Source organism: Oceanicola sp. S124 (genome assembly GCF_000220565.1).
Taxonomy (GTDB): domain Bacteria; phylum Pseudomonadota; class Alphaproteobacteria; order Rhodobacterales; family Rhodobacteraceae; genus Pseudooceanicola.
Map to the genome: position 1 here is coordinate 1 of NZ_AFPM01000335.1, position 17933 is coordinate 17933.

Below are 17933 nucleotides of genomic sequence, written 5' to 3' on the forward strand. Positions count from 1 at the left end.
GACCCGGTCGAGGGGATCGCCCGTTACCCCGGCCCGGTGATGGTCGCCTGGGGCAGCGCCGATCCCCTTGTGCCGGAAAGCTCTGCCGAAAAGCTTCTCGCGGCGCATCGCGGTGCCGGGGTGGCTTACCGCCGCCCCTTCGACCATGCCTTCGACATCGGCGCCGGTCCGAAAGAGCTTGATACCCTGATCGCCCGCACCATCGCCTTCCTGACGGAACCGCCGTCCTAGGCCGCCTCGGGGGCCAGCAGCGCCAGGGCCTCGCGCACCACCTCGGGACCGGCGCCGGGGCGATGTGCATTCTCGGACAGGTGGCGCCGCCAGGCCCGGGCCCCGGCACGCCCCTGGAACAATCCCAGCATGTGCCGCGTGACCTGGCCCAGCTTGCCACCGGCGCTGACGTGACGCTCGATATAGGGCAGCATCGCCAGCGCTGCCGCCTCCGCATCCAGCCCGCCCGGCTGGCCCCAGATCCGCGCATCGGCCCCGCAGAGCATATTGCCCGGCTCATGGTAGGCGGCCCGCCCCACCATCACCCCGTCGAGCCCCTGCGCCAGCAGCGCCTCGGCCTGATCAAGAGAGGTGATCCCCCCGTTGATCGACAGGTGGAGGTCGGGGAAGGCCTGCCGCATCCGCAGCACCAGCGGATAGTCGAGCGGCGGGATATCGCGGTTCTCCTTCGGGCTGAGGCCCTGCAGCCAGGCCTTGCGGGCATGCACGGTCACCCGGCGGCAGCCCGCCGCGGAGATCTTGTCGAGGAAGTCCGGCAGGACCTCTTCGGGATCCTGGTCATCGACGCCGATGCGGCATTTCACGGTCACCTCGACAGTCACCGCGGCGCGCATGGCGGCAACACAGTCGGCAACCAGCTCGGGGTGTTTCATCAGCACGGCGCCGAAGGTGCCCGACTGCACCCGGTCCGACGGGCAGCCACAATTGAGGTTGATCTCGTCGTAGCCAGCCTCGGCGCCCAGCCGGGCTGCCGCCGCCAGTTCCTCGGGATCAGACCCGCCGAGTTGCAGCGCGACGGGATGTTCCTCGGGATTATAGGCCAGCAGGTGCAGGGCCCCGCCCCGCACCAGCGCCGGAGAGGTGACCATCTCGGTATAGAGAAGCGCCCGCGGCGACAGCAGCCGGTGCAGGTAGCGGCAATGGCGGTCGGTCCAATCCATCATCGGGGCGACGGACAGGCGGGCGGCCGTTGAAAGATCTACATTCTTTTCTTTTTCAGCCACTTACGAGACCTTCACCAACACACGATTGAGCATCATTATTTCTGTTGCGCGCCATTTTTCGCATGGCGTACACCAAATGGTGTACAGGATTGGCTCATGATGCACACCACAGGGGAAGCATCACCGAAAGGCGCCGAGGAAACGGCTCGATAGCATATCGTGCAGCGGTCGTCATGCGTCGAGATGGCAGGCGCCACACCTTCACTCGGACTTTTGATCGCGAGCAACCCCATATTCACCGCATAGTTCCGACAGTGCGCCGTGCAGCAATGAAATGATTTCAGCGCGTGGCGACGACGTTCTTTCGACAATCCCAATCTGCCGTGTCACTTGCGGCGAGCCAAACGGAAGACGCATCAGGCCAAGATCCTCCGGGTACTGCAATGCGACGTGCGGAACCACCGAAATGCCCAGCCCCTGACGAACACAGGTGACGATCGAGCCGACAGTGTCTATTTCAGCCACGTCGTTCGTGACGACGCCCAGACGGGACAGTTCGGTGTCGATCAAGTTGGCCAGAGGAACAGGGCTTCGGAAGCGGACGTAGGGCCACGTGTTCAACAACTTGATAGGATCGCTGGCGTCCATTTCAGCTGGCCCGATCAACCAGAGCGGCTCGCGCAGGAAAGGGCTCCAACGTAGAGCACTGGGAAAGCCCAGGTGTTCAGCGACGATCGCGGCATCGAGGCGACCTGCCGCCACATCCGCTATCAGGGGCGAGGACAACGACACGCGCAGGCTCGGCTTCAGCGCCGGATAGCGCTGGCGCATCTGCACCAGGGCCCGAGGCAAAAGGTTGAGAGCACTTGTTCTGACTGAGCCCAACATCAGGGTTCCCGCGATGTGAAGTCCGCTCAGGCTGGCTTTGGTATCCTCGGCGCGGCGAAGAATATCACTCGCCATCTCAAGAACTTGAAGTCCTTCCGGCGTGACCGTCGGCGGCCGTGTACTGCGGTCGAAGATGGTCACGCGCAGTTCCTCCTCCAAGGCCTGAACCTGCTGACTAACCGCCGAGGGTGTCAGCCCGACGACCTCCGCCGCGTGGGCAAAGGTGCCATGGGATTGAATGGCCAGGAGGGTTTTCAGTTGTCGCGTTTCCATCATCAAATCCAATATTTCTAAATCTAATAACCAGAATTACGCGCTTTTGTGAAGCCATTCTTGACGTTAGTTTGCCAGATCAGGAGGAGACCCGCGGTTCGGTTGAGGGGATCGGCGCGGACCTATCGACACCCAGAGAAATGAAGAGACGCGTCCCGACGGTTCGGGACGCTATGGAGACACGCGCCATGAGCAAGAAAATCCTCGTTACAGGGCCTGACCTCGATCAGGCGGCGGCCCGTCTGCTGGCCGAACATGGCTATGAGACGGTACACACCCCCGCCTATGCCGACAGCGCGGTGATCTCCGAGTACCTGCAGCAGACCGGCGCTGAGGGCATCGTGTCACGCATGGGCCGTCTGGACGCCGAGGTCATGGATGCCGCCCCTAGGCTAAAGGTCATTTCAAAACACGGTGTGGGCGTCGACAACATCGACATCCAGGCCGCCGCCGAACGCGGCATTCCGGTGCTGGTCGCCACCGGTGCCAATGCTGTTTCCGTGGCAGAACATGCCATCGCGTTGCTGCTGGCGACCGTGAAGCGCATCCTGCCCCTGGGTGCGGGTCTGCGCGCTGGGCGTTGGGAGAAGCCTGGCTTCTCGGGTCGCGAAATCGCAGGGGAAACGATCGGGCTGATGGGCATGGGGTCCATCGCGCAGGCCACATGCCGGATGGCACATGGCCTCGGCCTGAACGTCATCGGTTTCGACCCCTACGCCCCGGACCACCTGTTTGAGGAACACGACGTGAAACGCTGTGCGTCCTTCGAGGAGCTGGCGTCCAAATCCAACATCCTCAGCCTGCATTGCCCGCTGACCGCTCAGACCCGCAAGATCCTGAACGCGGAAACCATCGCGTTGATGCCTCATGGATCCTACGTAGTGAACACCGCGAGAGGTGGCCTGATCGACGAGGAGGCCCTGGTTGCGGCGATCCGGTCCGGCCATCTGGCAGGCGCTGGACTGGACACCTTTGCGGTGGAGCCGCCTGCAGCTGACCATCCGTTCTTCGCTGAGCCGACCATCGTCCTGACGCCCCACATTGGCGGGGTCACCGCTCAGGCCGGCGCTCGTGTCGGCGTCGAGGCCGTAACTGGCATCGTGCAGGTCTTGGCCGGTGAGACCGTGCCAGAGCACCGCATCATCAATCGCAAACTGCTGGCTGCTGCAAAGGCAGAACCGGCCAAAGTCGAGGACTGATCCATGACTGTGGGTTTCCGTATCCTGAAACGCGAACGCTCCGCGTCGAAAGACCTTGTTGACGAATTCGCCAAACTGCCAGTGGCCAATGTCTCTGACAGCATGTCGCGAATGACCGCCGCCGGCCCGACCCTGCGCCCGATGCATACCTCCGGCGGCATGGCCGGCGTGGCACTGACCGTGAAGGCGCGCCCTGGCGACAACCTGATGCTTCACGCCGCCATCGACCGCGCCGTGCCTGGTGACGTGATCGTCGTCGACGCTGGCGGCGCGCTGGACAACGCCCTGATGGGCGAGCTGATGCTGGCCTACGCCATCAAGAAGGGCGTTGTCGGCTTCGTTATCAACGGCGCCATCCGCGACCTCGACAACTTCCGCGAAACCAACCTGCCGACTTGGGCCGCCGGCGTCACCCACCGCGGCCCCTACAAGGACGGCCCCGGCGAGCTGAACGTACCGATCGCCATCGACGGCATGGTGATCCACCCCGGCGATATCATCATCGGCGACAGCGACGGCGTGCTCTGCGTGCCCCTCGACGAAGCCGAGACGATCCTGAAGGCAACCCAGATGAAATCCGCCGCCGAGATCAAGCAGATGGCCGACATCGACGCCGGCACCAACGACCGTACCTGGGTCGACCGCGCTCTGAAGGAGCGAGGCTGCACCCTGCCGGAAGACTGAAACACACGCATGTACAGGAGGAGAAACATGCTCAATATCGTCAAGAAGACCGCCCTCGCAGGCGCGCTGATCCTATCCGCAGGTGCCGCGCTGGCCGAGTACCCCGAGAAGCCGATCGAGGTGATCGTCGGCTATTCCGCAGGTGGCGGCACCGACGTGATGGCCCGCACCGCCGCCCCCTTCATCGAGAAGTACCTGGGCGACGGCGCCAGCATCGTGGTCAAGAACATGCCCGGCGCCTCCGGCCAGATCGGCGTGACCGAGGCGGCCAATGCCGACCCCGACGGCTATACCCTGGGCACCTTCAACCTGCCCGGCATGATGGCCCGCACCATCGACCGCGAAGCCGACTATGACCGCGACAGCTTCAGCTACCTGGCCAACGTGGTGAACGATCCCAACGTCATCGTCACCTCCAAGTCAAGCGGCCTCGACACCCTCGACGCGCTGCTGGCAGAGGCCAAGGCCAATCCCGGCGCGATCACAGTCGGCATGTCGAGCCTCGGCGGCGACGACCACTTCGCCCTGATCAAGCTGCAGAACGCCACCGAGACCGAGTTCACCATCGTGCCCTTCAAGGGCTCTGCCCCGGCCCGCACCGCGCTGCTGGGCGGCCATGTGGCCATGGGCATCCTGAACATTTCGGAAGTGGCCGAGTTCCAGGACCAGCTGAACGTCCTGGGTGTCGCCACCAACGAACGGTCCCAGTTCGCCCCCGAGCTGCCGACCTTCAAGGAACAGGGGCTCGAGCTGGTCAACGGCTCCATGCGCGGCTTCATCGCCCCGGCCGGTCTGCCCGAGGATGTCCAGGCCAAGCTGATCGACGCCTTCACCCAGATGGCAAGCGATCAGGAGTTCCTAGACGCCATGGCCGCGACCGCCAACCCGGTCGAAGTGGTCGCCGGCGAGGAGTTCCGCCAGCTGACCTCGGATCTCTACGACCTTGCCAAGGGCGTCTGGGACACCACCCCCTGGAACTGAGCCCTCGGACCTGAGGCCCTCCTCGGGCCCAAGGAGCCGCGCGTGAGGGGGCTGCCCCCTCACGCCACCCATTCCTGACAGCAAGAGCAGACCCATGCCCGCAAGCAAGAACCACCGCTTGGCCCGGCCCGAGACCCTGACCGCGATCGGCATCATCCTGGTCGCAGCCGGCTTCCTGATCCCCACGTTCGACATGCGCGCCATCTCGGCGCTGCTGCCCGCCACCATGCTGATCGGCCTGATCCTGCTGTCCCTGTTGCTGCTGCTCTCGGATCAGCGCAAGGCCGGCGCAGGAGAAGAGGCAAAGCCGATGACCGGCTCGCCCAAGCGGGTGATCGGGGCCTTTCTTCTGATCGTCGCCTATGCCCTGGCGACTGACTTCATCGGCTTCTACGTCAGCACCGCCGCGACCATCCCTCTGGTCGCCTGGATCTTCGGCTACCGCAACCCGCTGGGCCTGCTGATCGCCACCGTGATCGTCACCGGCACCATCTGGGCGATCTTCGATTTCGGGATGTCCCAGGACTTCCCTACCGGCCGCTTCTGGGAGAGCTGAGACATGTACGCTGATCTTCTGAACGCCCTGCCCGACGTCTTTTCGCTGGCCAATTTCGCCGCAGTGGTGATCGGCGTGATCGCCGGCATCGTGGTTGGCGCCATGCCGGGCCTGTCGGCCACCATGGCGATCTCGGTCCTGGTGCCCTTCACCTTCGGGCTGGAGCCGCTGGTCGCCCTCGGCCTGATGGCCGGCATCTACAACGGCGCCATGTACGGCGGCGCCATCCCGGCAGTGCTGCTGCGTATCCCGGGCACGCCGGCGGCCGTGGCCACCACCTTCGACGGCTATCCGATGGCCCAGAAGGGCGAAGGCGGCTTCGCGCTGCAGGTCGCGGTGGTCTCCTCGGCCTTCGGCGGTGTCGCCTCGGCCTTCGCGCTGATGCTGCTGGCCCCGCCGCTGTCCAAGGTCACTCTGCTGTTTGGCCCCTCCGAGGTCTTCTGGGTGGCGATCTTCGGCCTCGCCTCGATCATCTTCCTGCTGGGCGGCAACCCGGTGAAAGGCCTGATCTCCGCCTGCTTCGGGGTCTTCGTCTCGGTCGTGGGGTCCGATCCGATCTACGGCAACGACCGTTTCACCTTCGGCCAGCTGGAAATGCTGGACGGCATCAACATCGTCATCCTGCTGGTCGGGCTGTACGCCCTGCCCCCAGTGATCGACCTGCTGGAAACGCCGCTGAAGACCGATGGCGTGAAAAGCTCCAAACTGGGGACCGAGCCGATCTGGAAGGCCCTGCCCCGGATGAAGTCCTACTGGAAAACCTGGGTACGCGGTTCCTTCATCGGCATCTGGATCGGCATCCTGCCGGGCGCCGGCGGCTCCATGGCGGCCTTCATGTCCTACAACGAGGCGCGCCGCGCCTCAAACACCCCCGAGACCTGGGGTGAGGGCGAGCCCGAGGGCGTGGCCGCCGCAGAAGTGGCCAACAATGCCGATACCGCCTCGGCGCTGATCCCGGCGCTGACCCTGGGCATCCCCGGCACCGCCGTGGCCGCCGTCATGCTGGGCGGTCTGCTGGTGCACGGTCTGCAGCCGGGCCCCATGCTGTTCCGCGACAACCCCGATATCGTTTTCGGCTTCATGTGGCAGTTCCTCTTCGGGGCAATCCTGCTGGTGGTGCTGGGCGGCTCTCTGGCCACCAACAGCTTTGCCCGGCTGCTGAACCTGCCGCGGCCGCTGCTGGGATCGGTGATCATCGTGCTGATGCTGATCGGGGTCTATTCGATCCACGGCCGGATGTTCGACGTCTACCTGATGCTGGGCTTCGGCGCGATCGGCTGGGTCATGGACCGGCTGAAGTTCCCGCTGCCGCCGGTGGTGCTGGGCCTGATCCTGGGCGGTTTCGCTGAGGAGAACCTGCGCCTGGCCCTGAGGATCGGCCGTGGCGACCCGATGGTGCTGTTCCAGAACACCACCAGCCTGATCCTCGTGGCCCTGACCATCGCCGTGATCGTCGGCCCCTCGCTGAAGAAGCGCTTCACCGGCAAGGGCAAGGCGCAGTGACGGCCAGCCCGCACCATACCGTCCGCGAGGACTGGCTCGCCCTGGCGCAGGAAGAGGTTCTTGCGCCGGGGCAACCCGTTCTTGATGCCCATCACCACCTCTGGGACCGCCCCGAGGGGCGCTACCGCGCTGATGAGCTGATGGCGGATGTCGGTACGGGTCATGACATTCGCGCCTCGGTCTACGTGCAGTGCCGCACCGGCTATCGCGCCCATGGATCCGAAGCCTTGCGCCCGGTGGGCGAGGTCGAGACGGTGCTGGACTGGACCCGTGGGCAGCCCCATTTCCCCGGCGCAATCATCGCCATGGCCGACCTGCAACTGGGCGCCGCCGTGGCCCCCGTGCTGGAGGCGCTGATCGAGGCCGGCGGAGGCCGTGTCACCGGCATCCGAAACACCACCGCCTGGCACGCCGATTCCGCCGTGCGCTCCAACCCCAAGCCGCCGCCCGACGGGCTGCTGCGCTCGGACGCCTTGCGCGATGGCGCGCGGGCGCTGGCGGCGCGGGGTCTCGCCCTCGATATCTGGGCTTATCAGACCCAGCTGGACGAGGTCCGCGCCCTGGCGCAGGCGGTGCCCGATCTGACAGTGGTGGTCGATCACTGCGGCGGCCCGCTGGGCGTCGGCCCGCATGACCGGTTCGATCCCGAGAATTTCGCCGCCTGGCGCAGCGCCCTGGCCGGTGTGGCAGAGCTGCCCAACACCCGCGTCAAGATCGGCGGCTTCGGGCTCGGCGTCTTCGGCTGGCGCTATGCCGAAGGCCCCACCCCGCCGCAGTCCGAGACGCTCGCCCGCGACTGGCACCCCTGGGTGGACAGCTGCCTGGACCTCTTCGGGCCCAAGCGTGCGATGTTCGAAAGCAACTTCCCCGTCGACAAGGGGCAGGTCGGATACCGCACCCTTTGGAACGCCTTCAAACGCCTGGCCGCCCCCCTTTCAGGGCAAGAGCAGGACGCGCTCTTCTGGGGCAGCGCCGCGCGGACCTACGGCATCGACCCTCAGATTTTCGCACATGACAACGGGAGGACACCGTCATGAAGAAAACCCTCACCGCGCTGGCCCTGGCACTGACTGCCACCACCGCCCTGGCTGACTACCCGGAGAAACCGATCGAGGTCGTCGTCGGCTATTCCGCCGGCGGCGGCACCGACGTGATGGCGCGCACCGTGGCACAGTTCCTTGAACAGGAACTCGGCGACGGCGCATCAGTGGTGGTAAAGAACATGCCCGGAGCGGGCGGCCAGATCGGCTTTACCGAAGTCGCGCAGGCCGATGCAGACGGCTATACGCTGGGCACCTTCAATCTGCCCGCCGCCCTGGCCCTGACACACGACCGTGACGCCGACTACGGCTTGAACAGCTATACCTACCTCGCCAACTTCGTCGAGGATCCCAACACCATTACCGTCGCCGCGAACTCGCCCTACCAGACCCTGGACGAGTTGCTGGAGGCGGCCCGCACCGATCCCGGCGCGATCACCGTCGGCCTGTCGGCGCTTGGCGGCAACGACCACTTCGGCGCCAACATGATGGCAGCAGCCGCAGGGGCGGAATTCACCCTGGTGCCCTTCAAGGGCGCCTCTATGGCGCGGACCGCGATCATGGGCGGTCATGTGGCCGCCGGCACCATGACCCTGGGCCAGACCACCGCCTTCCCCGATGAGCTGCGGGTGCTGGCGGTGCTGGCCGACGAACGCTCCAGCTTCCGGCCCGAGGTGCCGACCGCGAAGGAGCTGGGCTATGACGTGAAGATGTCCTCGCTTCGCGGCTTCGTAGCGCCCGCGGGCCTTGATGCGGCCACCGCCGAAACACTGCGCGCGGCCCTGAGCGCGGTGAACGAGAACCCCGATTTTCAGGCGACGATGGCCGAACAGGGCAACCCGATCGCCTTCATGCTGGGCGAGGCTTTCGCGGCCACCGCCGCCGAACAGGATGCCGTCGCGGCCCGGATCTGGGCCGAGAGCCCTTGGAAGTAACCCCGCCCGTCCCTGCCAACACCCCGCCCCCGGGGGCTGCAACGCCCCCCGGGCAAACGTTTTAAAACTGGAGGAGTACCATGACGTTCAAGACTCTCGGCGCCGCTGCGCTGATCGCCGCATCCGCCACCGTCACCCAGGCCGACGACTGGACGGCCTACACCTATTCGTCCGTGTCGACGACCGCTGCCGTCAAGGGCATGAACCGCATCGTCGATCGGGTCGGTGCCGACACCGACCTGTCGATCGACCTGCACCTGGGCAAGACCTTGCAGATCGCCTCGGCCGACATCACCCAGGCCGTGGGTGACGGCATCATCGACATGGCCGCCGACTTCTTCTTCTCGGGCTCGGTGCCGCTGGCGCGGGTGCTGAATCTGCCGATGCTGATCGAAAACGACGAGGAATGGGACAAGGCCTATGCCGCCATGGAGCCGACCCTGGTCGAGGCCTTCGCACAGCAGGGCGTGGTGCTGCTGGGCGGCTACCGCTACCCGGAACAGACCATTTTCACCACCTTCGAGATCAACAGCCTGGCCGACCTCGAAGGCCACAAGATCCGCGTCACCTCGCCCGAGCAGGGCCATTTCATCGAGCAATTCGGCGGCGCGCCGATCACCTTGTCGGGTTCCGAAGTGCCGACCTCGCTGGAGCGCGGCGTGATCGAGGGCGTGCTGACCGCCTCCGCCGGCGGCGCCAAGAACTGGCATGAGTTCCTGCCCTACAACTACCGCTTCTCGGTGAACTACGGCAACTCGATGATCATCGCCAATGCCGACAGTTTCGACGCGCTGTCCGAAGACACCCAGGCCAAGCTGCGGGCGATCGTGGCCGAGGAAGGCCCGAACACGACCGCCGCCTTCCTCGAGGACGAAGAGGCGCAGAAGGCCTCTCAGGCGGCGGCCGGGATGGCCCTGGTCGAGGCCGCCGAAGGGGACATGGCAATGGCGACCGAGCAGCTGGCCCCCTACTGGGAATCCTGGGCTGCCGAGAACGGCCCGGAGTATGAAGCTGCCCTGGCAGCGGTGCGTGAGGCCATTGGCAAGTAACATGCGGCGCGACAACACCAAACTGGGGCCGGCCACCGCCGGCCCCCTCTTCGATTTCGCCGCCCGCGCCATTGCCGTGGCAACTGGCACGGTGCTGGCCGGGTTGGTCACCCTGGTCTGTCTCGAGGCCTTCCTGCGTGGCGCCCTCAACCATTCCCTGGGCTTTGCCGAGGAACTGACCGGCTACGGCGTGGTCTTCATGACCTTCTTCGGCGCTGCCCTGTCGCTACGCGGCGGCTCCATGTTCCAGGTGCATTTCCTGCTGGACGCCTGGCCCGCGGCCACCCGCCGCTGGGTGGTCCGCAGCTTTGTCGTGATCGCGCTGATCCTCTGCGTGATCCTGGCGTGGAAGACCAAGGACCTGCCCCTTTCGTCCTTCAGCCGCGGCAAGTTCGCGCCCACCGTCCTGCGCACCCCGATGTGGATCCCGCAGATCATCCTGCCTGCCGGCTTTGCCGTGCTGGCGTTCTTCCTGGTCGAGCAGCTGCTGCTGACCTTCCGAAAAACCGAGGACGAGTAAATGGAAGCGATCCTTGCCTTCGGCCTGCTGATCGGCCTGATCGTCGGCGGCATGTGGGTGCAATTCGCCGTGGCCGGCGCCGGCCTGACCTATATCTGGCTGCTCAAGGGCTTTGGCGGCTGGAAGGCCCTGGGCCTGGTCAGCTGGGGCGCCGCCAACAGCTTTACCCTGGCCGCCATCCCGCTTTTCGTGCTGATGGCCGAGATCCTGCTGGGATCAGGCCTGTCGAACCGTCTCTACAACGGCGTGGCGCCCTTCATGCGGCGCCTGCCCGGCGGCTTGCTGCACACCAATATCGCAGGCAGCGGCATCTTCGCCGCGATCTCCGGCGGCTCGGCCCCAACCGCCGCCGCCATGTCCACCGTCGCCCTGCCCGAACTGTCCAAGCGCGGCTACAACAAGCGTCTGGTCGCCGGCTCCCTCGCCGCGGGCGGCACCCTGGGCATCCTGATCCCGCCCTCGATCACCATGATCATCTACGCCACCTTCACCGAGACCTCGATCGCACGCCTTTTCGCCGCCGGCCTGGTGCCGGGCATCCTGTTGGCGCTGTGCTACATGGGCTTCATCATCACCCGCGCACTGCTGAACCCAAGCCTGGCCCCCAAGTCCGAAACCAAGGCGACCGCAGGTGACCTGGGCCGCGCGCTGCTGGACATCCTGCCCTTCCTGATGCTGATCATCATCGTCCTGGGCAGCATCTACGGCGGCTTTGCAACGCCCACAGAGGCCGGCGCCGTCGGCACCGTGGGAGCGATCCTGATCGCCACCCTTTACCGCAAGCTCTCGCTGTCGCTGCTCAGGAACGCCCTGATGCGCACCGCCTCGATGAGCGGAAATATCCTGTTCATCGTCTTCACCTCGATGATCTTCGCCTATGCCACCGCCCTGTCGGGGATCGGCGAGGACCTGGTGGGGATGCTGGAGGACGCCAATGTCTCGCGCCTGACCTTCCTGCTGATCATCATGGTGGTCTTCGCCATCCTGGGTTGCTTCATGGAAGGGCTGGGGATGATCGCGATTATCGTGCCGGTGATCTTCCCGGCGCTGCTGGCGCTCGGTGTCGATCCGATCTGGTTCGGCGTCTTCGTAGTGATCCTTGTGGAGCTGGGCCAGCTGACGCCGCCGTTGGGGGTGATCCTCTTCGTGGTCGCCAGTTCCTCGGACGAGGTGAAGGTCGAGGACGTGATCATGGGCACCCTGCCCTTCTTCCTGATCATCGTCGCCTTCATGCTGCTGCTGATCGCCTCGCCGCAGATTGCGCTGTTCCTGCCGGAGGTCACGTTCGGATGACGCCCACCTATCCCTTCCCCGACCCCGTGGTCCTCGGCGCCGAGGTCTTCACAGAACTGCCCGGGGCGCTGCGCCGCACCGGGCAGCCCTCCTACTGGGCCGAGAAGAACCGGCGCGGCGCGCCCGCCGACAGCTTCCTCGAAGGGCCGTCCTTCGACCGCGAGGGCAACCTGTGGTTCGTGGACATCCCCTTTGGGCGGGTGTTCCGCGCCACCCCCCGGGGCGAAATCAGCCAGATCGCCGAATATGACGGCCAGCCAAACGGGTTGAAGATCCATCGCGACGGGCGGATCTTCCTGGCCGACTACCAGAACGGCATCATGCAGCTGGACCCGGCGACAGGCACCGTGACCAAGGCCCTGGCCGATGCGGACACCGAAAGCTTCAAGGGGTGCAACGACCTGCATTTCGGACGCGACGGCGCGCTCTACTTCACTGACCAGGGGCAGACCGGGCTTCAGGATCCCTCGGGTCGGGTCTGGAAATGGCAGATGGAGACAGGCGCGCTCACCTGCCTGATCGACAGGGTACCCAGCCCCAACGGGCTGGTACTGGACCTGGCCGAGCACGTGCTGTTCCTGGCCGTGACCCGGGCAAACGCCGTCTGGCGGCTGCCGATGTCGCCCTCGGGCCGGGTCAACAAGGCCGGGCTCTTCCTCCAGTTCTCGGGCGGACGCGCGGGACCTGACGGGCTGGCCCTGACCGCCGACGGTGGCGTGGTGGTCTGCCAGACCGGCATGGGACTGGTCTGGGTGCATGACGTGCTGGGCCGCCCCGTGGCCGTGGTCCGCTCTCCGCGCGGGCTGGGCACGACCAACTGCGCCTTCGGCGGGCCCGGGGGGCGCACCCTCTACATCACCGAAAGCGACAGCGGCAGCATCCTGAAGGCCGAGTTCCCGCCTGAGCTGGGCATCTCGGGCGCGCCGATGTTCTCGGGCGCGCCCTGACCCCGATGCGGGGTCAGATCCGGTGCAGGACTGCGGGGGTGATCTCGGACGGCGCCCGCAGCCCCATCAGGCCGAGGTTGCGATGCACCTCGCTTTTCAGGATCCCGGCGGCCTGTTCCGCCATCGCCTGCCCGCCGAGCGTCGCCGCGTAAAGGAAAGGACGCCCGACCAGCACCATGTCCGCGCCAAGCGCCAGCGCCTTGATCACGTCGGTACCGCGCCGGATGCCGCCGTCGATCAGCAACGCCATGTCCCCGGCCTGCGCGCGGGCCTCGGGCAGGATGCGCAGGGGCGAGATCGCATGATCCAGCTGGCGCCCACCGTGGTTTGACAGGACCACCGCGTCGCAGCCGAGCGCGCGCGCCTTCGCCACGTCCTCGGGGTGGATCACGCCTTTCAGCACCAGCTTGCCCGGCCAGATCTCCCGCATCAATGCCAGGTGGTCCCAGTTCAGGTGGTCCTTGCGCCCGAAGTCTCGCGCCGCCTGCTTCGAGATGATCGGAGCGCCGCGTTCAGCGAAGGAGTTCTCGAAATGCGGCATGCCCTGACTCAGCGTCGGCAGAAAGGTCCCTAAGACCCAGCGGGGCCGGATAGCGAAATCCCAGATCAGCCGGGGCCGGATCCTGAGCGGGGTCGAGAACCCCGCCCGCAGGTTGTTTTCGCGGTTCGCCAACACCGCCGTGTCGGCGGTCAGCACGAGGGTGCCGAACCCAGCCCTCAGCACGCGCGCGATCAGCGGGCGGATGCGCTCTTCCTCACCGGGCAGATATGCCTGGAACCAGGCATCGGGGTTGGCCTGCACCACGTCTTCGAGCCGGGTCAGCGAAGAGCCCGACAGCACGAAGGGAATGCCCGCCGCCCCTGCCGCCCTTGCCAGTACCCGGTCGCCGTCACGCGCCATCAGCGCCGACAGCCCCATGGGCGCGATCCCGAAGGGCGCCTCATAGCTTTTGCCCATCAGGGTGCAGGCACTGGAGCGCTCCTCGACGCTGCGCAGCACCTTGGGCAGCAGCCGCCATTCCTGCAGCGCATCGCGGTTGTCCTGCCAGGCCGCCCCCGTCTCGGTCGCGCCCGACACATAGGCGAACAGCGGGCGCGGCAGGCGGCGCCTTGCGGCAGGTTCGAAATCGTCCAGCGTCAGCAGCATCAGAAACCGTAAAGCCCTTCTGGGTTGTCCCACATGCAGCGCCGGAAGCTGTCCGTGCTCAGGGCCTCGCGGCAGAGCGCCAGCATCGGCGGGATCTCGGGGACGGGGTCGGGGGTCATCACATGTGGCCAGTCACTACCCCAGATTATCTGTTCGGGGAAGGCCGCGCCAATACGTTCGATCATTGCCACGAGGTCGCCGTAGCGCCCGATGTCATTGCTGATCCGTGTCGGCGAGAGCTTGACCCAGACACGCTCATTCTCAAGCAGCCGCATCACCGGATCGGGCGCAGCCGGATCGACATGGCCCACGTGGTCCAGGATCAGCCGCATCCCTCGGGGCAGACCAGCTGCCATCTCGGCAACCCGCTCGAAGCTGCGAGGTTCCGAGTTCAGCTCGATATGCCAGCCCACTTCGGCCACGCGCCCGGCGAGATCGGGCAGCTGGTCCAGCGCACTGGCGCCCAGCCGGGTGCGGTCCTGGATGCGGATGGCACGCACGCCTGCGGCCTGCAGGGCCGGCAGGTCGGCGCCTTCGTCGATCACTGCCACACCACGCAGCGCAACCGGACCCTCGGCGCCAAGCGTTTCGACCAGGCGGCTGTTGTCGGTGCCGTCGACCGAGGCCTGCACCACAACCGCTCGGCGCACCCCGTGGGGCGCGGCCTCGTTCATGAAGTCCAGCACATCGCGCGCAGGCGGGACATAGGCGCCGGTCTGCGGCGTATCGGCCCCGCGGCTGCGCGAGAACGAGTGGATATGGCAATCGGTGATCATGTGCGTGCCTTTCGCAGACCAAGAACAAGGCTGAGGGCCAGCGACACGGCAATCAGCGCCACGAGCCCGATGGTGATAGGTGAACCCACGAAGATATCGAAGCCACCGCCCGAGGTCAGCAGCGCCTGCCGCAGGCTCTGTTCGAAGGGCGCGCCCAGAATCAGGCCGATCAGCAGCGGCGGCAGCGGGAAGCCCGAGCTCCGGAACAGGAAGCCCAGCACACCGGCGCCCAGCATCACCCAGACGTCGAACAGGCTGTTGTTGACCGAGAAAGCGCCGAAGATCGCCAGGATGGTGATCGCCGGCAGCAGGTGGCGCGGCTGGACGCGGGTGACATGGATCGCCACGCGGAAGAACAGCAGGCCCAGGATCACCGTCGGGATCGAGGACAGCAACAGCGCTTCGAAAATGGCATAGACCTCCAGCCCGTGGTCGCGGAACAGGAACGGCCCCGGCGCCAGGCCATGCAGCATGAAGGCGCCCAGGATCACCGCCGTGACCGCATCGCCGGGAATGCCAAGCGCAAGCGTCGGCACCAGTGCCCCGCCAGTGACTGCGTTGTTGGCGGCCTCGGGTGCAGCGACGCCTTCGGGCGCGCCCTGGCCGAACTGCCCGGCCTCGGACGACCGGGCACGGGCCAGGTTGTAGCTCATGAAGGCCGGCACGGTAGAGCCAATGCCCGGCAGGATGCCCACGAAGGTGCCGATGACCGAGGACAGCAGCAAGGTCACCCGCATGCGCCACAGCTCGACCAGGCTTACCACCGAGCGTTTCAGCGGCGGCATCTCGGCATCGCTGACCTCGTCCGCACGGTCGAAGGCCTGAAGCAGGACCTCGGACATGGCGAAGAGGCCGATCAGCACCGGGATCAACTGGAACCCGTTGTCGAAGGCGAAGGAGCCGAAGGTGAACCGCGGCGTCCCGCTGATCGGGTCCAGCCCGACGATGCCCGCGCAGGCTCCGACCAGAACCATCAGAAGCGCGTCCAGTTTCGACCCGCCCCCGAAGAGCACGATCACCAGCAGCGCGAAGAGCATCAGCATGGCCATCTCGGCCGGTCCGAAGTCCAGCGCGAAGCGGGCCAGCGGCTGGGCCAGGGCCATCAGGACGAGACAACTGAAGATATTGCCGGCGACGCTGGCGTAGAGCGCGATGCGCAGCGCGCGACCGCCCTCGCCCCGCCGCGCCATGGCGAAGCCGTCGATGGCCGTTGCCGCCGACGAGGGCGTGCCCGGCACGTTCAGCAGCACCGCCGAGATCGACCCGCCGAAAATCGCCCCCTGGTAGACGCCCAGAAGCAGGATGATGGCCGGGATCGGCTCCATCGAGAAGGTGACGGGGATCAGCAGGGCGATCGCCATGGTCGGTCCCAGCCCGGGGATCGCACCGATAATGATCCCCGAGGCGATACCGGCCAGCGCGGCAACCAGCACCCAGAGGTTCAAAAGTTCGAAAAAGGCGTCGACAAGCACGGCTTGCGCTCCTTCATGTCTTGAATGGAAAGACGATGGTCAGGGCAGCGGGATGTTCAATCCGTGCTGCCCCCCATAGGCGACGACCGCCGAAACCAATAGCGGCAGCCCCAGCATGAGGGGCTTTCGCTCGCCCAGCACCAGCGAGACAATGACGCCCGCGCCCGCAGCTCCGGCGAGGAAGCCAACGGTCGGCATCGACCAGAGCGCCAGGATGCAGACCGCGACCACCGCCAGCACCCGCAGAAGCGGACCGGCGCGGAGGGCGGCATCTTCACGGCGCAGCGACAGGACAAGGCGCAGCGCGACAACCGCTACCAGAAGCCACAGCACACCGCGCGGAAAGCTGCGCGCATCCGGGCCGCTTTCCCCGAAGGAAAAGACCTGGATCTGACTGTCGAGCGCCTGCAGCGCCCAGAGCGCCGCCGCCAGCAACAAGCTGGCGGTCAATGTCCGGAAGCCGGGGCGGGAGACCCCGCCCCCCGAAGACTTCGCACTCAATTCCCGAGATCCTTGGCGATCTCGCGGTAGGCGACAAGATTTTCCTCTATGGTTTTGGCCAGTTCGGCCCCCGGCATGATCCGAACCGGCTGACTGAGATCGGTCATGAAGGATTTGAATTCGTCTGAGGAGGCGACCTCGGTAAAAGTCGCTTCGAGCTTTTGGATAATCACCGGATCGGTGCCGGCCGGTGCCATGATGCCCACGATCGACGGGAATTCCGCGGACAGGCCCGCTTCCTTCAAGGTCGGCACATCGGGGAAGTCCGGATCATTGCTGCCGTCGAGCACTCCCAGCAGGCGCAGCTGGCCATCCCGCACGAGATCGCGATAGGCCGGGACCAGGGCCGCGTCGACATGCCCCCCCAGCACCGCAGCCGTCGCCTTGGCGGCGCCGTCAAAGGGAACATGCTGCAGCCTGGCGCCAGTTTGCGTCGCGACCGCGGCAAAGGCCAGGTGCGCGCCGCCCATGGCTCCCGCGGTGCCGTATGTCACACCGTCGGACTTGCCCCCCGCGATCAGTGCATCGAGGCTCTCATACGGAGAGTCCACCTGCACAACGACGCCGTGATAGGGGCCGGAGTAGTTCAGGATCGGCACCAGGTCCTCAAGCGTATCATAGCCCACGTCGCGCAGCGCCGGGGTCACAAACGACGGCGACGACGTGGTCGCGATCAGCGTGTAGCCATCGGGATCGGCCCCGGCGACCGCACGCATGGCGTTTGTCCCGCTGGCGCCGGGCTGGTTCTCCACCACAATGGGCTGTCCCAGCAGTTCTTCCGCCATGCTGGCGATCTGCCGGGCCGAAATGTCGGTCGTCCCGCCTGCCCCGTAGGGCACGACCAGCGTGATTGCTCGGTCGGGATAGTCTTGCTGCGCGAGGGTCGCAGAGGGTACAAGAGACATGCCCCCCAAAAGCGCCAAGCTCAAACGGCGTGTGAACTTCATGTTGTCCTCCCAAGCGTCGAAACACTGACCAATGGCCACTGTATTCG

General features: G+C 66.0%; 19 protein-coding genes. 12 read left to right on the forward strand and 7 right to left on the reverse strand.

All coding sequences use genetic code 11. From position 1 onward, the window contains the following. Positions 1-231: hypothetical protein (locus OS124_RS27700; RefSeq protein ID WP_010142371.1), on the forward strand; the 231-nt coding region annotated here is incomplete at its 5' end. On the opposite strand, the gene dusA is transcribed toward OS124_RS27700, so the two are convergent. Both dusA and OS124_RS0122875 read right to left on the reverse strand, forming a co-directional pair. After that, a complete protein-coding gene (gene dusA / locus OS124_RS0122870) occupies positions 228-1235 on the reverse strand; it encodes a tRNA dihydrouridine(20/20a) synthase DusA (protein WP_010142372.1) in 1008 nt (335 codons plus the stop codon). The two genes, OS124_RS27700 and dusA, sit on opposite strands and share 4 nt — an antisense overlap. 201 nt (positions 1236-1436) lie before the next feature. Next, entirely contained in the window at positions 1437-2336 is a 900-nt protein-coding gene (locus tag OS124_RS0122875) for a LysR family transcriptional regulator (protein WP_029375676.1), read from the reverse strand. A gap of 188 nt (positions 2337-2524) precedes the next feature. Between OS124_RS0122875 and OS124_RS0122880 the strand changes: the two genes are divergently transcribed. The 11 genes from OS124_RS0122880 (at position 2525) to OS124_RS0122930 (ending at position 13043) form a co-directional block, all read left to right on the forward strand. Beyond that, entirely contained in the window at positions 2525-3535 is a 1011-nt protein-coding gene (locus OS124_RS0122880) for a hydroxyacid dehydrogenase (RefSeq protein WP_010142374.1), read from the forward strand. A gap of 3 nt (positions 3536-3538) precedes the next feature. Next, entirely contained in the window at positions 3539-4219 is a 681-nt protein-coding gene (locus OS124_RS0122885; RefSeq protein ID WP_010142375.1) for an RraA family protein, read from the forward strand. Between the two features lie 27 nt (positions 4220-4246). After that, entirely contained in the window at positions 4247-5200 is a 954-nt protein-coding gene (locus OS124_RS0122890) for a Bug family tripartite tricarboxylate transporter substrate binding protein (protein WP_010142376.1), read from the forward strand. Between the two features lie 94 nt (positions 5201-5294). Further along, entirely contained in the window at positions 5295-5756 is a 462-nt protein-coding gene (locus OS124_RS0122895; RefSeq protein ID WP_010142378.1) for a tripartite tricarboxylate transporter TctB family protein, read from the forward strand. A 3-nt stretch (positions 5757-5759) separates the two neighbouring features. Next, a complete protein-coding gene (locus OS124_RS0122900; protein ID WP_010142379.1) occupies positions 5760-7259 on the forward strand; it encodes a tripartite tricarboxylate transporter permease in 1500 nt (499 codons plus the stop codon). Further along, complete coding sequence (locus OS124_RS0122905; protein WP_010142380.1) at positions 7256-8296, forward strand: amidohydrolase family protein; 1041 nt, start codon at positions 7256-7258, stop codon at positions 8294-8296. The genes OS124_RS0122900 and OS124_RS0122905 overlap by 4 nt, the downstream gene beginning before the upstream one ends. Next, on the forward strand, positions 8293-9234 hold the full coding sequence (locus OS124_RS0122910) for a tripartite tricarboxylate transporter substrate binding protein (RefSeq protein WP_010142381.1): 942 nt from the start codon (positions 8293-8295) through the stop codon (positions 9232-9234). The genes OS124_RS0122905 and OS124_RS0122910 overlap by 4 nt, the downstream gene beginning before the upstream one ends. Before the next feature lie 80 nt (positions 9235-9314). Continuing rightward, a complete protein-coding gene (gene dctP, locus OS124_RS0122915; protein ID WP_010142382.1) occupies positions 9315-10283 on the forward strand; it encodes a TRAP transporter substrate-binding protein DctP in 969 nt (322 codons plus the stop codon). Between the two features lies 1 nt (position 10284). Beyond that, the gene (locus tag OS124_RS0122920; protein WP_010142383.1) at positions 10285-10803 is read left to right on the forward strand and encodes a TRAP transporter small permease; all 519 of its coding nucleotides are present in this window, start codon (positions 10285-10287) and stop codon (positions 10801-10803) included. Beyond that, complete coding sequence (locus OS124_RS0122925) at positions 10804-12096, forward strand: TRAP transporter large permease (RefSeq protein ID WP_010142384.1); 1293 nt, start codon at positions 10804-10806, stop codon at positions 12094-12096. Beyond that, on the forward strand, positions 12093-13043 hold the full coding sequence (locus OS124_RS0122930; RefSeq protein ID WP_010142385.1) for an SMP-30/gluconolactonase/LRE family protein: 951 nt from the start codon (positions 12093-12095) through the stop codon (positions 13041-13043). The genes OS124_RS0122925 and OS124_RS0122930 overlap by 4 nt, the downstream gene beginning before the upstream one ends. 13 nt (positions 13044-13056) lie before the next feature. On the opposite strand, the gene OS124_RS0122935 is transcribed toward OS124_RS0122930, so the two are convergent. The 5 genes from OS124_RS0122935 to OS124_RS0122955 are packed head-to-tail and all read right to left on the reverse strand — an operon-like array spanning position 13057 to position 17886. After that, entirely contained in the window at positions 13057-14190 is a 1134-nt protein-coding gene (locus OS124_RS0122935; protein ID WP_010142386.1) for an alpha-hydroxy acid oxidase, read from the reverse strand. Next, positions 14190-14966, reverse strand: a complete 777-nt coding sequence (locus tag OS124_RS0122940) for an amidohydrolase family protein (protein WP_010142387.1) — start codon at positions 14964-14966, stop codon at positions 14190-14192. Before OS124_RS0122940 ends, OS124_RS0122935 begins: the two co-directional genes overlap by 1 nt. Then, positions 14963-16438 (reverse strand): tripartite tricarboxylate transporter permease, encoded by a 1476-nt coding sequence (locus tag OS124_RS0122945; RefSeq protein ID WP_010142388.1) that lies wholly within the window; start codon positions 16436-16438, stop codon positions 14963-14965. Before OS124_RS0122945 ends, OS124_RS0122940 begins: the two co-directional genes overlap by 4 nt. 39 nt (positions 16439-16477) lie before the next feature. Continuing rightward, on the reverse strand, positions 16478-16939 hold the full coding sequence (locus tag OS124_RS0122950; protein WP_040607879.1) for a tripartite tricarboxylate transporter TctB family protein: 462 nt from the start codon (positions 16937-16939) through the stop codon (positions 16478-16480). Beyond that, complete coding sequence (locus tag OS124_RS0122955; RefSeq protein ID WP_029375678.1) at positions 16936-17886, reverse strand: Bug family tripartite tricarboxylate transporter substrate binding protein; 951 nt, start codon at positions 17884-17886, stop codon at positions 16936-16938. Before OS124_RS0122955 ends, OS124_RS0122950 begins: the two co-directional genes overlap by 4 nt. Positions 17887-17933: the final 47 nt, after the last annotated feature.

Bases quoted from the DNA above. Each gene is read 5' to 3' on its own strand.
- OS124_RS0122900 (WP_010142379.1), top strand. From the start codon at position 5,760: ATGTACGCTGATCTTCTGAACGCCCTGCCCGACGTCTTTTCGCTGGCC.
- OS124_RS0122875 (WP_029375676.1), bottom strand. From the start codon at position 2,336: ATGGAAACGCGACAACTGAAAACCCTCCTGGCCATTCAATCCCATGGC.
- OS124_RS0122890 (WP_010142376.1), top strand. From the start codon at position 4,247: ATGCTCAATATCGTCAAGAAGACCGCCCTCGCAGGCGCGCTGATCCTA.
- OS124_RS0122925 (WP_010142384.1), top strand. From the start codon at position 10,804: ATGGAAGCGATCCTTGCCTTCGGCCTGCTGATCGGCCTGATCGTCGGC.
- dctP (WP_010142382.1), top strand. From the start codon at position 9,315: ATGACGTTCAAGACTCTCGGCGCCGCTGCGCTGATCGCCGCATCCGCC.
- OS124_RS0122955 (WP_029375678.1), bottom strand. From the start codon at position 17,886: ATGAAGTTCACACGCCGTTTGAGCTTGGCGCTTTTGGGGGGCATGTCT.
- OS124_RS0122930 (WP_010142385.1), top strand. From the start codon at position 12,093: ATGACGCCCACCTATCCCTTCCCCGACCCCGTGGTCCTCGGCGCCGAG.
- OS124_RS0122885 (WP_010142375.1), top strand. From the start codon at position 3,539: ATGACTGTGGGTTTCCGTATCCTGAAACGCGAACGCTCCGCGTCGAAA.
- OS124_RS0122920 (WP_010142383.1), top strand. From the start codon at position 10,285: ATGCGGCGCGACAACACCAAACTGGGGCCGGCCACCGCCGGCCCCCTC.
- OS124_RS0122935 (WP_010142386.1), bottom strand. From the start codon at position 14,190: ATGCTGCTGACGCTGGACGATTTCGAACCTGCCGCAAGGCGCCGCCTG.
- OS124_RS0122910 (WP_010142381.1), top strand. From the start codon at position 8,293: ATGAAGAAAACCCTCACCGCGCTGGCCCTGGCACTGACTGCCACCACC.
- OS124_RS0122940 (WP_010142387.1), bottom strand. From the start codon at position 14,966: ATGATCACCGATTGCCATATCCACTCGTTCTCGCGCAGCCGCGGGGCC.
- OS124_RS0122880 (WP_010142374.1), top strand. From the start codon at position 2,525: ATGAGCAAGAAAATCCTCGTTACAGGGCCTGACCTCGATCAGGCGGCG.
- OS124_RS0122895 (WP_010142378.1), top strand. From the start codon at position 5,295: ATGCCCGCAAGCAAGAACCACCGCTTGGCCCGGCCCGAGACCCTGACC.